Annotated in this window: 6 protein-coding genes; 3 read left to right on the top strand and 3 right to left on the bottom strand. The window is 58.8% G+C overall.

Annotated features, from left to right (window positions below; genetic code table 11):
- Positions 1-439: 439 nt before the first annotated feature.
- A complete protein-coding gene (locus tag Mal15_RS16950; protein ID WP_167546867.1) occupies positions 440-7,909 on the top strand; it encodes an Ig-like domain-containing protein in 7,470 nt (2,489 codons plus the stop codon).
- Positions 7,910-7,921: 12 nt separating this feature from the next.
- Here the strand turns inward: Mal15_RS16950 and Mal15_RS16945 are convergent, their stop codons facing one another.
- The 3 genes from Mal15_RS16945 to hisA all read right to left on the bottom strand — a co-directional run bounded on the left by Mal15_RS16945 (position 7,922) and on the right by hisA (position 13,760).
- The gene (locus Mal15_RS16945; protein WP_147868851.1) at positions 7,922-10,105 is read right to left on the bottom strand and encodes a sulfatase-like hydrolase/transferase; all 2,184 of its coding nucleotides are present in this window, start codon (positions 10,103-10,105) and stop codon (positions 7,922-7,924) included.
- Between the two features lie 669 nt (positions 10,106-10,774).
- Positions 10,775-12,835 (bottom strand): prolyl oligopeptidase family serine peptidase, encoded by a 2,061-nt coding sequence (locus Mal15_RS16940; protein WP_167546866.1) that lies wholly within the window; start codon positions 12,833-12,835, stop codon positions 10,775-10,777.
- A gap of 196 nt (positions 12,836-13,031) precedes the next feature.
- Positions 13,032-13,760 carry a 1-(5-phosphoribosyl)-5-[(5-phosphoribosylamino)methylideneamino]imidazole-4-carboxamide isomerase gene (gene hisA / locus Mal15_RS16935; RefSeq protein WP_147868849.1) on the bottom strand — a complete coding sequence of 243 codons (729 nt, stop codon included), beginning with the start codon at positions 13,758-13,760 and terminating at the stop codon, positions 13,032-13,034.
- Positions 13,761-13,957: 197 nt separating this feature from the next.
- Between hisA and Mal15_RS16930 the strand changes: the two genes are divergently transcribed.
- Together Mal15_RS16930 and rbsK are read left to right on the top strand one after the other, a co-directional pair.
- Positions 13,958-15,043: a LacI family DNA-binding transcriptional regulator gene (locus Mal15_RS16930; RefSeq protein WP_147868848.1), complete on the top strand. Its 1,086-nt coding sequence runs from the start codon at positions 13,958-13,960 to the stop codon at positions 15,041-15,043.
- 22 nt (positions 15,044-15,065) lie between these two features.
- Positions 15,066-15,989: a ribokinase gene (gene rbsK, locus Mal15_RS16925; protein WP_147868847.1), complete on the top strand. Its 924-nt coding sequence runs from the start codon at positions 15,066-15,068 to the stop codon at positions 15,987-15,989.
- Positions 15,990-16,032 lie beyond the last annotated feature (43 nt).

Here is a 16,032-nt window from a genome sequence, read left to right as displayed (position 1 = left end):
GCCGCCGGCAGCCATTGTCAGGCCGGGGTGACAAAAAAATCGGCAACCACAAACGTTCTCTTTATCAATCGACACCGTCGGAATCACCTCGTACGTCTCCGTCGTTGCTAGTCCGCAGGGGCGATGGCGCCACGTCGGCGGTCTGAGCGAGCGACGCTCAAACTCGAAAATTCAAAAAATACCGCACGATTTGCACGGGCGTGCCATCCGGCAGGGATTTCCCTCCGCTATGATCGGACGACGGCGGGGGCAAAAATCGATCAGATGGAGCAACCTTGCTACTGACCGAGACGACTCCGCTGCGACATGAATGATTCTAGGCGAGGCGGGATCGATGAATGAGTTCAGGCGGTGGATCTATTCTTCGGGCAGTCGACCTTCGGAGAGTCGACGGGGATCGTGCGGGCGGCGGAGTACGAATCGTCGCGGACGGCGGCGAATGATTGCGGAGTCCTTGGAAGACCGCCGGGTGCTGGCGGCGACCGTGCCGCTGCTTGAAAGCTTTGAAGTGACCGACTTGGCGGCGCTCGCGGATTGGACATTCGCTCAAACAGGAGGGGGGACGGTCGACCTGGATACCGCATCGGCGGCCCACAGCGGAACAAATTCGTTGCGGTTTGATGCGACGACGAACTTTTCCAACGTCACATCCGAAGCGGTCCTCAAGCTCGATCTTTCTGGTGTCGCATCGGCGTCCGATCTGACGTTCGATTTTTGGATGAAGCGACTCAATTCATCCACTCATGCGGGTTTTTTCATGCAAATCGATGCCAGCGGAGATGGCAGCACTTGGACAACGCTGTCGCCTTCGCTGCAGCCGGTCGGCAACGTTTGGATCCACTACGTGTATGACCTGGATTTGCGACTGGCTGATGCCGGAATAGCGCTGGACAGCGACGTGTTCTTGCGGTGGCGTCAAGCGGCTTATTTCAGCTCCCACGAATCAATCATTGATGAGGTGCGCGTCGGGCAATTCGGCGATCTTTTCGGACCGAGGGTCGAATCAATCACTCCCTCCGCAATGACCCCCGGACCGGTCGCGTCGGTTGACGTGACATTTTCCGAACCGATTGATGGGGCGTCGTTCACGACCGGGGACGTTTTTTTGACCACCGCCGACGGCGCGGCCCTTTCGCTGGTCGGTGACCCCGTTGATCGCGGAAACCAAACGAGCTTCACGTTAAACTTTGACGTCTCACAGACGCTCAGCGGAACCTACCGGGTTCACATTCAATCGGACGTTGCCGACGTTGCCGGCAATTTGATGAATCAGGACGGTGATGAGGTCAGCGGTGAAACCAATGGCGATGACGACTTCCGGGGGACGTTTGAAATCGGACCAACGGTTGCTCAGTCCGTTCCCTATGTTCAAGACTTCGAAGTCTCTGAGCTCCAATCGCTTGACGGATGGAGCTTCCACGCGATCGGTGACGCGTCATCGTACCTTGACAATTCACTAGTCCACGCCGGTGCGACGGCATTGCGGACGACCGGCGGAGGGTACAGCGGCGACAATGCGATCGAGCTCCATGTCGATCTGCAGGACGTCGCCTCCGCGACGGATCTGGTGTTGGACTATTGGGCGGCGCGAGGCGGACGAGGCGTTCATTTTCCTGGTGTTCAGATCGTCGCCAGTAATGACCGGACGACGTGGAGCGATCTCTTTACGCCTGAATTGCCACCCTATGGTCAATATCAAAACTATTTCATCGACCTCGACGCCCAGCTTGACATCGCGAACATCGATCGCAACTCCGATGTCTATTTAAGGTTCTTGCGAGACAGTTTTCACAACGAAGCCATCTTGTTTGACGACTTGAGGATTGCACGCCGCGATGGAGATGGCCCCTCCGTCACGGGCCTCTCGCCGGCGACCCTGACTTCGGGGCCGCTCGGTCAAATCGAAGTGACGTTCAATGAACCGATCGACGGTCTGACTTTCACCGCCGACGACATTCAGCTTCTCGACGTCAGCGGTAATGAAGTGCCGCTTGCCAGCGATCCCGTCGACAGTGGTAATCAGATGACGTTCGTGCTCAATCTGGCGACACCACAGCGCGTCAATAGTAACTATCGCTTGACCATCGGCCCCGATGTGCTGGATGTCGACGGCAACGCAATGAACCAGGATCGCGATCAAATCAACGGCGAAAAGTCGGACGATCAATTTCGTACGGAAGTCGTTGTGGGGCCTGCGACACCGCAATCGATCCCCTATTTCCAAGACTTCGGAGTTGACACTCTTGCGGATCTCTCGGGATGGACATTTTCGGCTGACAGCACCGGGTTGGTCTGGTTGACCGACTCCTGGGAACCTTTCACGCCCACCAAGCACCTGGGATTCAGCCAAACTGGGACCAGCGAACAAACGGCAACGTTGGTTGTTGATTTGTCCGGTCAATCGGGAGCGACGGATTTGATGTTCGATTTCCGTGCCAAACGGCTGCTGCAGTCAAGCAACCGAAATTCCATGTCAGTCGAGGCGAGCGGGGATGGAGTGACCTGGACCCAACTGGGGGCCAAGATCTCGTCGGAGTTCGGCAACTATGTCAACTACTTCTATGATCTGGATGCGACGCTTGCTGCGGCGTCGATCACGTTGGACAACGACGTCTATTTCCGGTTTACCCACGAGGGGCTCTCTTCGTCGTATCAAATGACGTTGGATGACGTACGGATCGCAAACCGTGATGCCGACGGACCGCGAGTCTTGATGATGACACCCGACGGCTCGGCGACTGCACCACTTTCGCAACTGCAAGTCACCTTCAACGAACCAATCGCAGCGGGGACATTCACCGCGTCGGACGTGACGGTCTTGGGCCCCCTCGGCGAAATCCCCGTGACTTCCGATCCGGTCGATTCCGGCGACGCGTTGACATTCACCATCGGTTTGGATGAAACGGTCGAACAAAACGGGCTGTATCAGGTGTTAATTAGTTCGGACGTCTACGATTTGGCGGGCAATCCGATGAATCAAGACGCCGACAATGCGAACGCAGATTCGGACGATCAGTTTTTGGGGGCCTTCCAAATCGATGCGGAACCGACAATCAGGTTCCCGTACTATCAAGGCTTCTCAGGACCCGAAGAGCTGAATGGAAACTGGTTCTTTCGGTCAGATCCGGGCGGGCGGATCCGATTGGTTGATGACGGAGGACGTCACGTGCTGAGGATGGATAATCCCGGCGGCGCTTCGGTCAATCAGGCAATCCTGTCGATCGATTTGGCTGGGAAATCAGGAGTGCGTCTGGCATTCAGCGAGTATCGCAGAAACGATTCTACCACCGCCGGCGATACGCTGAGAATCAGCAACGACCAGGGCCAAACCTGGCACAGTTTCAACATGTTGTTCAGTGATTCGAATTGGGATTTTCATGACGTTGATCTCGACGCGGTCATTGCCAACGTCGGCCTCACCTACAACGATGATTTCTGGATCATGATACAACAGTATGGTTCAGGTTCATGGCCTTCCAATGGTCGCCAGTACGATGATTTTCGTGTGACCACCGACACCGACCCTCCAAGGGTTGTCTCGCAGACACCGGCAGGGTTGTTGCGTCCTCCGGCGTCGCTGGACCACTTCGATATCTCCTTCAACGAGGCGATCGACGTGTCGAGTTTCACGCTTGCCGATTTGAAATTGAAGCACGAATCGGTGGATGTCAGCGAGCGTCTGGTTGAGCTATCGGGGTCTGGGCAAGATTTTACGGTCACGTTTTCGCCTGCCGGATTCGGCAGATATGAATTGATCGTGGGGCCAGAAGTGCTCGACCTTGGCGGAAACCCCCTAGATCAAAACGGGACTAACGGTGCAGGCCAGATCCCGGACGACCAGTACGTTGCCGTTGTCGATTTCAACGATCCGGTTCGATTGGGGTATCGCGAAGATTTTTCCACGGAATTGCCACACGGGCCGTGGAACTTCATTAGCGAGGGAACGGGGAAGATCTCCGTCGAGGACGGGAAATTGACATTGGAAGCGTCGTATCAAAGCCCGAGCGATGGTCGCAATCGGGCCATCTTGCACCTGGACCTGGGAGGCGAGTCGCGAGCGAAGCTGAACTTTGATGCCTTCGATAGCGATGGTTCTAACACGGGGACGCCGGCGATCGGGACGCAGGGCGATGGACGTTCGTGGGGCGATGTGGTCGCAGTCAGCGATGACGGCGGCGCCATTTGGACGATTCTCGATCTGCTGAATGTCGGAGGACACAAATCCTACGATCTGGCGGCCTTTGCGGCCGCCCACGGACTCTCTCTCGTTGACAACTTTCTGGTGATGTTCCAACAGCACGACAATCGGACGGCCGGTGGCAGTTGGGCGTTTGACAACATTGTCGTTGAACGCGAAACACTTTCTTTGAGCACGACGAATGCGGCGACAGTGGAGGGAACCACTGACGACGTATTTGTCACGGTCAGCCGCCAATCGGATGCGGACTTGGGGAACGAGTTGGTGGTCTGGCTGTCTAGCAATGACGTCAGTGAGGCCACGGTGCCGAGTACGGTGACGATTCCAGCGAGCGTGATGTCCGTCGACGTACCGGTGACGATCGAGGACGACATGGAGATCGATGGACCGCAAGTCGTCGGCATCACGGTCGGGGCCGACGGGGTAGGACCACGGCGGATCGATTTCACCGTCGGCGACAATGAACCGGAAACACTACTGGTGGAAATCGACCGAGCGTCGATCAATGAAAATGATGGCCCAAACGCCGCCATCGCAACGGTTTGGCGTAATCGCGGGTTGGACAGTGAATTGATCGTCGACCTTTCCTCAAGCGACACGTCCGCGCTGTCCGTGCCGGATTCCGTGACGATTCCGATCGGAGAAACATCGGCGACGTTTCCCATCGCGTCGCACAACGACTACCTGGTCGATGGAACGCAAACCGCCGACGTCATCGCATCGGCACCGTCGTTTGCGACTGCCGCGGCGCCGCTGCGGGTTGAAAATGATGACACCGACGACGATCGGACAATCGGTGGGGTGTTTTCCGGCAATCTGCCCGAGGACGACTACCAGGTGACGTTTGACGTTCAGGTCCCGACCGGCGAAATCTGGACGATCGATCCGGGGGCGAGGCTGTTTTTCGATCCAGGTACCAAACTTAATGTCGGCGGGACGGTACTCGCCGAAGGTCAACCGGGAAAACAGATTCTGTTCACCAGTGCTGCGACCGTGCCCGCCCCAGGTGACTGGATCGGAATCGATTTTAACGCTTCCGGCCAGACGGGGTCTGTCTTTTCTCAAGTCGAAATCGCGTACGCCGCAACCGCATTGGACGTGTCGAACCAGAATCTTCCCACGTTGGAGTTGCGGGACTCTCACGTTCATCACAGCGCCACCCAGGGCGTTCTATTGCACGCAGGACGAGGGGATTCGATCAGTGCACAGAATATCGTCATTGATGGAAACTGGATTCACGACAATGGCGACAACGGGATTTGGGTCCGCGCTTCGGCCGGGGCATGTAATCAAACGTTTGGTTGTGGGACATCGGCAAGTCCGATGCTGAGCGGCAACGAGATTTCCGGGCACACACATTCGGGAATCCTGGTATCGGCAACCTACAGCTTGGGCGGGTTGTACGCGTCGGGTGGAGGAGCGAGCCCGACGGTCGTCCGCAACTACATTCATGACAACCAAACGGGCGTGACAACCACCGTCCATGATCCACCAAGTTTCGGCAGTGCGTCCACGTCGGGATACTATGCGAACAACGTTGTCGTCCGTAATGTGTCGACAGGATTTGACCTGTCTCAATCGGGTGACGGTAGACAGAATTCGCGACTGTACAACAATACGATTGCCGACAACGGCGACGCAGGAATCTCACATCACGTCGATACGTTCAATGGACAAATTCGAAACAATTTGGTTGTCCAGAACCGCTTTGGAATCGTTGCCGACGCGGAATTTACACCGGTTGCCGGAGGCATCGGTTTCAATGACGTCCACGGCAACGACGAAGGAAACTGGCTGAACTACCCTTCGTCGTTTGGAACGGCCACGACGACCAACGCCAACGGCACACCTTCGGACGCCGAGTTCAACATCAGCGTCGCGCCGTTGTTTGACGACGGAACGCTCTATCGGCCGGCCGATGCATCTCCCGTCAACGATGCGGGCATTGACGCCGATGCCCCTTACGACGACTACCTGGGGGCGTACCGACATGTTCCGTATGACATCGGAGCGTACGAACATGATCCGGTCACCAATGTCGTCACCACGTTACTAGATGAAGATGATGGATCGTTGGGGATGGGGGCTGGCAACTCACTTCGCGAGATCATTCAGGCGACCAATGCGAGACCGATTCACGATACCATTACGTTCGACCCCGGATTGAACGGCGGAACGATCATCTTGGCGGGGACGCCGCTACCCAGCCTCGCTCGCAGTACGACCATCGAAGGGCCTGGTGCGTCGCAAATCAGCATCAGCGGCAATGATGCAACTAGTATCCTGGCGGTCGATTCAGGTTCGAACGTCGTGATTTCAGGGTTGACCATTCGCAACGCGGTCGACAGCGCGGTCGTCAACGACGGAACCTTGACTGTACGCGAAGCCGTCTTCCTTGAGAATCACTCAGGAAATGGTGGCGCGATTTACACCTCGGGACACTTGGCCGTGTTTGCTTCGACGTTGACTCGGAATCAATCCAGTACCAACGGCGGTGCAATTTACGTCAACGGGAGTGCTGTCATCCATCACTCCACGATCCACGACAACTTTGCCGGAAACGAAGGCGGAGCGATACACGTGCGGTCGGGAAGGACATTGTCGGTTTACAATTCGACGGTTTCCGGAAATAAAGCGTTGTGGAACGGCGGCGGTCTCTCCAATCGCGGTAATAAATTGACTGTCGTGAATTCGACGATCACCGCCAATCATGCGGATTTCGATGACAACACGAGCGGATCGTTCGGTGGTGGAATCGCCCACGGGGATGCGATCATTCATAATTCCATCATCGCCGGCAACCTCCTTGGCGACCAAATCCCCAGCGAGATTGGAGCGGTTGACCCTAACAGTTCATACAATCTGATCGGTGATGCAGCGACGTCGGGTGGTTTGGTTCATGGCGTCAACGGCAACCTGATCGGAGTGTCTCCGATGCTGGCCCCTTTGGGCGATAACGGGGGGCCGACCTGGACCCACGCCTTGCTAAACGGCAGTCCCGCGATCGATGCCGGCGACAACGACAAGGCCGTCGACGCTGGTTCGGAAATTCTGGTGTTTGATCAACGTTCATCCGGGTACCCAAGGATCGTGGATGGCAACCGCTCCGGCACCGCGACCGTGGATCTCGGAGCGTTCGAGACGCTGCCCCCGCCAATCGTCGAAGGCATTCTGATCAATGACGGCCATCAGCAGCGCTCACTGGTCGATCGCTTGGAAATCACGTTTGACCAAGCGGTCCGGTTGGACGAAGAAGAGGGAAGTCCGTTCGAACTGATCAATCAAGATTCGGGGCATGCGGTCCAAGTCGTGGCCCGCGTCGATGAATTGAACGATCCCAGAGTTGTCGAGTTGACATTTGCCCCCGGCCCTTCGGTGGGACTGGGAGGAGGTTTGCTCGATGGCAATTATCGACTGATCATTAAAGCGAACCGAATCACTGTCGGTGCGATGGTCCTTGATGGAAAGGGGGATGGGACGGCAGCCGACCACATCTTTGGTGCAGCGTCGATCGACAATTTCTTTCGGTTTTATGGTGACAGCGACGGCGATCGCGATGTCGATGGCCAGGATTATGGCCGGTTCGGGTTGACGTTTCTGAAACAAGCCGGAACGTCAGGTTTTGATGCGTCTTTGGACTCCGATGCCGACGGTGACGTCGATGGGCAAGACTACGGTCGGTTCGGGTTGAATTTCCTGAAACAGATCTGAACGCCGGCATTGCTACTTGCCGTACACCGGCGGTTTCCAGTCTTTGGGCAGGCGGCCTTGGGGCCGCACGCCGATCGATCCAGTCGGAATCACGACGTCCGATGCGTTGGTCAACGGCAGATCATCCGGCAGGTGTTTGATCTTGAAATCCTTGTACTGAATCGTCATCGCCGGGCCGACGTGGACTTGGACGGCGAGCACGCCTTCGAGTGAACGGCCGTTTTCGTCCAGGTCGATCAGGTCGGCGGTCATCTGGTCGTCGATCCAGTGTTGGTGGTGATTGCCCCGGACCAAGACGCGGTACTCATGCCACCGGTCGGCGGGGAATTCTTTGACCGGCATCTTGCCGACGATCCACGGTTGCCCTTGCGGGTCGATGACCACTTTCTCGCCGGTGTGCGAGAGGATACGCCGTCCTTTTTCTTCGTACAGCATGCCGTTGTAATTCGGATTGTCGGCCACCACGTCACACTGGTAACCGGTCACGACATCCAGCCCCAGATCGGGCCGTGACGTGCCGCGATACTGCAGCCCGCTGTTGCCGCCGGGGGAGACCTTGACTTTGACCCTCAAGTCGAAGTTGCGGACCGTCGAACCTTTCCAGGTGATGAATCGGTTCATCTTCAGCGAACCGTCGGTCACTCCGGTCAATGCCCCGTCGCGGACCGACCAGTACTGTGAATCGCCGGCCCAGCCGCTCAAGTTCTTGCCGTTGAACAGGTTCACAAAGCCATCTTTTCCAACTTGGAAGGAGACGGCGGCGGAGGCTTCGGGGTGCGGCACCGTCGACGCGGTGAAGGGGGCTTTGAGCGGGTCGATCGGTCCGCCCAGTTCCTTCACTCGCCGATCCGTGCGGACTCGCATCGCCGCCAAAGTCTCGGCATGGGCCGGGTCGGCAGCCAAGTTCACCAGTTCATCGGGATCGTTCTTCAGGTCGTGCAGAAACTCGTGGTTGCCATGGTCGAAGTAGCGAACGTATTTGTAACGCTCGTTGCGAATCCCCTCAAACGCAGGGATCCGGGTGCGGACGGCGAAGTGTTCGTGAAACGATTCGGTTCGCCAGTCGTCCGGTTTGGCACCGGAGACGACTGGTCGCAAGCTGTGCCCTTGGTAGTGCGCGGGAACATCACCCCCGGACCAATCGAGGAAGGTCGCCGGCAGGTCCAGGTTGAGCGCGATCGCATCGGTCACCTTGCCGCGTTGATCCGGCGCGACGCGGGGGTCGGCGATGATCAGCGGCACGCGGAGTGATTCTTCGTAATGCGACCACTTGCCGGCCAGTCCACGGTTGCCCATGTGATAGCCGTTGTCGGCCGAGTAGACGATGATGGTGTTGTCCGCCAACCCGGCGTTTTCTAGTTCCTTCATGAAGCGACCGATCGCGTTGTCGATCCCGCTGACCATGCGGTAGTACGCGCGGATGTTCGTCTGGTACTTCTTGTCGGTGTTCCAACGCCAGAAAAAGCGTTCGCGATTGATCGTCGTCTTCAGAAAGTCCGGCAAGGCCTCGAAAATCTCCGGGGCATTCAACCGTGGTGGGGCGATGTCGATGTCCTCGTACATCCCGTCGACTGCTCGTGGCCAGGCGAAGTGGCCGATCCCGGGGCGTCGATCGCCGTCTTCGGCATGGCAGGCATTGAACCACAGGTTCAGCGCAAACGGCTTGTCCTTGGGCTGCGATTTGATGAAGTCGATGCCGCGGTCAACGATCACTTCCGTTTCGTGTCGCAAACTGCCATCGGGTTGTTTCTTGTAAAACGGATTGCGTCCGATCGCTTCGAATTCGTCAAAGTGGTCTTCACGCTTGTATCCCTTGGGCATCTTGGCATGCCATTTCCCGAAGTATCCGGTTCGATAGCCGCGCTTCCGCAAGATGTCACTGTACAGCGTGTCGACCGCTTCGGCCCGTGCCAGTTCGGGGTTGTCGGGTGAGCCGTAGCTGCGGCCGGTCAATCCGCTCAGGATCGTCGTCCGGCTGACCCAGCAGATCGAGTGGCTGACGAACATGTTTTCGAACCGCGTCCCACGGGCGGCCAACGCATCGATGTTGGGCGTTTGGACGACTTCGTTGCCGTAGCATCCCAGCGTGCTGGTGGTTTGATCGTCGGTAAAGAAGAAGACGATGTTGGGCGGGGCGTCGGCGACGGCGACGCCGGTGCACAGGAGCAGCAAGACGGTCGAAACAAACGTTTTCATGGCAATGGACGATGGGGAACGAAAAAGATGCCTGGGATGAACGGTACGCCTCTTTTCGCTGCAAAGCAGCGACCGGTGGAGTCGCCTAAAGGCTAGACACCAGCGCGTGTTGGTGTTCAGGCTTTAGCCGCCTCTTTTCGCTGCAAAGCAGCGACCGGGGAGTCGCCTAAAGGCTAGACACCAGCGCGTGTTGGTGTTCAGGCTTTAGCCGCCTCTTTTCGCTGCAAAGCAGCGACCGGGGAGTCGCCTAAAGGCTAGACACCAGCGCGTGTTGGTGTTCAGGCTTTAGCCGCCTCTTTTCGCTGCGAAGCAGCGACCGGGGAGTCGCCTAATGGCTAGACACCAGCGCGTGTTGGTGTTCAGGCTTTAGCCGCCTCTTTTCGCTGCAAAGCAGCGACCGGGGAGTCGCCTAAAGGCTAGACACCAGCGCGTGTTGGTGTTCAGGCTTTAGCCGCCTCTTTTCGCTGCAAAGCAGCGACCGGTGGAGTCGCCTAAAGGCTAGACACCAGCGCGTGTTGGTGTTCAGGCTTTAGCCGCCTCTTTTCGCTGCGAAGCAGCGACCGGGGAGTCGCCTAATGGCTAGACACCAGCACGTGGATTTTAACTGGTTGGGCGACCCCGTGGGGCGGCATTCTTATTGCGACTTTGCGACAGACGTCACCGGCCGGTTCAATGACGATCGGCGACCTCGTCCAGTTTCCAGGATTCGTCGAAGAACCCTTGTGATTTGATCTCGCCGGCGTAGATCGAGTCGTCCGGGGCGGTCACGTCCAGCACCGCCCAGTCGGGAAGCATCGCAATTTGACGCGAATTGCTGACGTTGGAAAACTCGCGGAATGTCAGCCCGCTGTTGACGACAACGTAGCGCCGCGGATTGATCGGATTGGGATAGCAGAACACCGGCGCATGATCGACCGGGTCAAAATCCTGGTCCCCCACGCGCAGTGTCTCACGCGTCCATTGAATCGGCAGCCGGTCGGAGATGTTGTACAGGAAGCGATTGCTGCTGAAGTCGCCGAAGCAAATCAGGTGGCAGGTTTCGATCTGATCGTCGGTCAGATCGCGGTCCAAGACGACGTGCACGTCACCTCGCATCAGCCGCGACCAACGTTTTTGGAAATACTCGACTTCGCGATCGATCCAGCGTTGGACTTGGCCGTGCCGAGCCGGTCGGCTGGGCATGACGATCACAAAGCGGTCGCAGAATGCATCGTCGATCGGCCCCTGCAATCCCGGGCGTTTGCGCAGCGTCATGTCGTCCTCGGTCGCTTGCGTCCACTCGCCGGCGTCATCGCGGAGCAGCTCGCATTGAAAACCACGCAGGTTTCCCGTGTCTTGGACCTCATACGTCTGGCCATCGATCTCCACCTCGACCGCCCCGCGGCGGCCCGGCCAACCGGAGTCGGAGAAGTCGATTTCCAGATGCGTCACTCCGTCGGTAACTATCCGCAGGCTCTCGGACTGCTTGTCGATGCGGGCGTTGACCGTCGCGGGAATCCAATGTTCTCGCATCCCGGTCACGCGCAGCCATCCCGCCCGGCTGTAGCGGAGCGTGTAGGTGACGAAATTGATCTCCGGCTCCGGGCCGTCGTTCGCTTCCCCGGCCCAATGGTCGATTTGGGCATCGATCCGTTGCTGCGACTCCGGATCGATCTTGTGTCCCATCCCTGCACCGATCACATAGGGAAACTCAAACCCCAATTCTTTCGCACGGGCGACGACGCGATCGGCTGCCATCTTCTGCTTGTCTACTTCACCGCTGTACGCGATCGTGCGCGTCCCACGCAGGTTTTGCGTCCATGGCAAAACGTCATACCAACGCAACAACTTTTCCGCCGTCGGGGTGATGGAAAACGGCGTCGATTGCGTCCAACCCTGATAGCGAATCGTGTCGACAAATCCGGCTCCCGGATTGGCCGCCAACCAACGCGTCGGATCGTGAACGGCCATGTGCCAGCAACCGGCGCCGCCCATCGAGAAACCGCGGATCGAAACGCGTGCCGGATCGACGGCAATGCGGGAGTCGATGTCATCGATCGCCTCATAAACATCCGTCTCGCCGGCAAACTTGAACGCATTGCAGTGACGGCCGAAGGGATGCAGAACAAACGTGTCCGCGGGAGCGTATTGACCGACCTTTGACATCCGTTCGGTCAAAAATGGCACCTCCGTCTTCGTGTCGCCGCGACCGTGCAGCCAGACGTCCATCCGATGGGGCTGGTCGATCCGGTCGAGTGTGAATCCCGCCGGAACCACGATGCCATACGGCTGGACCGAATCGTCGATGCGGGAGACGAAACCGGCGACCAGCGGCTGTGGTCGATCGTTTTCGTCGGGATTAAATCCGATCAGTTCCAAGCCCCGCGTTCCCGACTGGGCCGCCGAGATGCGCCGCGCGGCTTCGTCCAGCAAGCGGTCCGCCGCATCCACTTCCTTGGGTTTGAAGAACAGGTTTTGCCGGAGTGCTAGATCGACCGCACGGATCAAGACGTCAACGTCGCTTCGCCACGATGATCCGTCGTCGGACTCGGCGACCGCGCTGCCGAGTTGCTCGCCGATCGAATCGACACGCTGCTGCAGTGCCGCGCGTCGTTGCGTGTCGATTTCGATTCCCGGGGGCGGCAATTGCTTGAAAGCAGGTCGAGTGGTGGATTGTGCGAAAGCCCGGTTCCCGGCAAAAGTCGCAACAAGGATTGCCAAAACGCCGACCAAGTTCGATCGGCGCAGCATCGTGTGAGCTGGGGCCCGTAGGCTAGCGCCAAACGGCTGATGTTCGTTTGAGATCAGTCGGTTCGCGCTAGCGCCCAGGTCTTCAGCCGAATGCGATGTCGCATTGCGGGAAGTTGACGCATCGACGAATCTGGATCGAACAATTGTCGCACGACACGACGAAACGTTTTCTCTTGCCCAGGCGTTGGCCCGCATCTCAGCTGTCTCCGGCGATCGCAATGACTTGTTCCAGTTGCATCACCCCATCATAAATCGATCGCCCCACGATTGCCGCCGGCATGTTCATTTCGACCAACTTCTTCACGTCCTCGTACGTCGTCACGCCGCCGCTGGCCACCAGCGGGATGTCGGTCGCGTCCGCCATGTCCCGCAGCCCGTCAAAGTTCGGGCCGCTCATCATGCCGTCGCGTGCGATGTCGGTGTAAATGATCGCGGCGATGTTGGCGGTTCGCCGGCGCAAGTCTTGGGCCAGGTCGATCGCGGGGGTGGAACTGGTTTCCAACCAGCCGTCGGTCGCCACCATGCCGTCGCGGGCGTCGATGCCCGCGGCCAGCTTTCCAGGAAACGCGTCACACATCGACGCAAACCACTCGGGTTGCTTCAGCGCCGCCGATCCGACCACCAAGCGAGCCAACCCCAAGTCCAGCAGGGCCTCGATCGCAGCCTGGTCACGTACCCCGCCCCCCATCTGGCATGGCAAGCCGGTCGCCGCAACGATCCGCGCGACCGCGTCACGATTGGCCGTCGGGTCATCGCCCCGGGCCGCGTCCAAATCCACCAGGTGCAGACGCTTGGCGCCGGCCTGTTGCCACTGCACGGCAAATTCCACCGGGTCGTCTCCAAAGACCGTTTTGCGGTCGTAGTCGCCTTGCCGCAAACGGACCGGTTTTCCATGACGCAGATCGATCGCAGGCCAGATTTCCATGATAGGGGTGGGGTCCGAGTTGAAAGGCAGACGGGACAGGCAAAAAAACATCGCTCCGCGGCCGGAGTCGTCGTCGTCCCCGGCCGGTTGCAACGATACCGCATGGGCAGGTAGACTGACCAGCACAGAGCACAAACGATTGTGCACCCTTCCGTTGACGCCTGTTGCCGCCCGGTTTTCCTGTGCCACCGAGTCCCGTGCCCGCCAAACCCGTGACACTGAAGAACGTCGCCGAGCGCGCCGGTGTCAGCGTTTCGACGGCCTCACGGGCACTCAACGGCCAAGCTCGCAAGTATCGGATCAGCCCGACGACCGAAAAAGCGGTTCGCAAAGTCGCCGACGACCTGGGATTCCAAGCCAGTCAGGTCGCGCGTTCGCTGCGGCTGAAACGCAGCGGGCTGATCGGGGTGATCGTCCCCGACGTCTCGAACCCGTTTTTTGCCTCCATCGCCCGCCAAGTCTCTTTGGGCGTCGAAGCGTCGGGATTCTCGGTCTTGCTGGGCGATAGCCGTGAAGAAACTGCGATCGAGCAGCGGTTGGCCCGGCAACTGCGTGCCAAGCAGGTCGAAGCGTTGCTGGTTTGTCCGGTCGGTGTCCGCTGCGACCATCTGATCGACGTCGATCGGTCCGGGTTGCCGGTGGTGGTGGTCGATCGTGTGTTCGAAGAGATCGAGTTGCCTTGCGTGACGTCGGACAATCTTCGGGCGGCGCGCGAGTTGGCGGAGGTCTTGATTCATGCCGGTCATCGCAAGATCGGCGTGTTGTCGGGCGTCCGCGAAAGCTTGCCGGCGAAAACGCGTTTGCAAGGGTTAAAGGACGCTGCCGAGCAAGCCGGGTTCGCGATCGACCCGTCGTACGTGGCGGGCGACGCGTTCACCGAACAATCCGGCTATCAGGCGACGCGGGAACTGTTGGATCGCCACCCCGATCTGACCGCGATCTTTGCGATGTGCAATCCGGCCGCGATCGGTGCCATCCGAGCGCTCACCGAGTGTGGCTACACGGTTCCCCACGACTGTTCGGTCGTCGCGTTTGATGATCATCCCTCGGCAGACCTGATGAAAACACCGCTGACCGTCGCGGTCCAGGACATTTCACGTCTCGGCCGACTGGCCACGGACGTGTTGCTGAGACGTTTGGGGCTTCAGCCGAGCGGTCACGGCGTTGATGCGACCGCGTCATCGTCGAGCGTTCGAGCCGTCAACGCGAGATCGAATTCAGACCGCTGGCAGGTTCCCACCACGCTGCTTGAGCGGGCCTCCGTCGCGGAACCGTGTCGCTAAACTTTCCCTGTCCTTCAACGTAATGAACAACGTGTCAAAGCCGACGATCGCTGTGTTAGGGTCCATCAATATGGATCTTGTGATTCGCTGTGATCATTTGCCGAAACCGGGTGAGACGGTGTCGGCGCAATCGATGACGGAAGTCCCCGGCGGCAAAGGGGCAAACCAAGCGGTCGCCGCAGCGCGATGCGGCGGCGCGGTTCGCATGATCGGCTGCGTCGGCGATGACGGGTTCGGTCAAAAACTACTCGCCAACCTGATTGCCGAGTCGATCGATTGCGACGCGGTGTTGAAAGCCGAATCCTGTGAATCGGGTCTCGCAATCGTCAACGTCGAAAACAGCGGGGAGAACGCGATCATCGTGATCCCGGGGGCGAACGCGCGGATCACCCCCGCAGACGTCCGTCGCTTTGAAAACGCCATCAACGATTGTGATGTCTTGATGGTGCAACTGGAAACGCCCCAGCCGACGGTGCTGGCGGGAATCCAAACCGCCAAACGTTCGGGGGCCAAAGTGATCTTGGATCCCGCGCCGGCGGCGACACTCGGCGACGGATTGCTGGACGTCGATCTGATCTGTCCCAACGAATCCGAAGCCACGGCGATCGTCGGCGGCCGGATCGAGACGATCGATGATGCCGTGGCGATTGCCAAACAGTTGCACGCCCGCGGACCGGCCGCGGTCGCGATCACCTTGGGGCCGCGCGGCACGATGTTGTACGACGGCGCGAGGGCCGAACTGATCGAGTCGATCGAGGTCGATGCCGTCGACACCACGGCCGCCGGCGACGCCTTTGCCGGCGCCCTGGCGGTCCGATGGGCCGAAACCGGTTCACTTCGCGACGCGATAGCGTGGGCCAATCGGGCCGGAGCCCTGGCGGCGTCCAAGCGGGGCGCCCAACCGAGTTTACCGCAGAGAACACAAATCGATGCGGTGTGCGATTGATCCGCTACCGGTCGCCCTTTCCTGTCGCTGTTTTCCATTTCAT

This window comes from Stieleria maiorica (assembly GCF_008035925.1).
GTDB classification, from domain to species: domain Bacteria; phylum Planctomycetota; class Planctomycetia; order Pirellulales; family Pirellulaceae; genus Stieleria; species Stieleria maiorica.
This window is presented reverse-complemented; position numbering and strand designations above follow the sequence as displayed.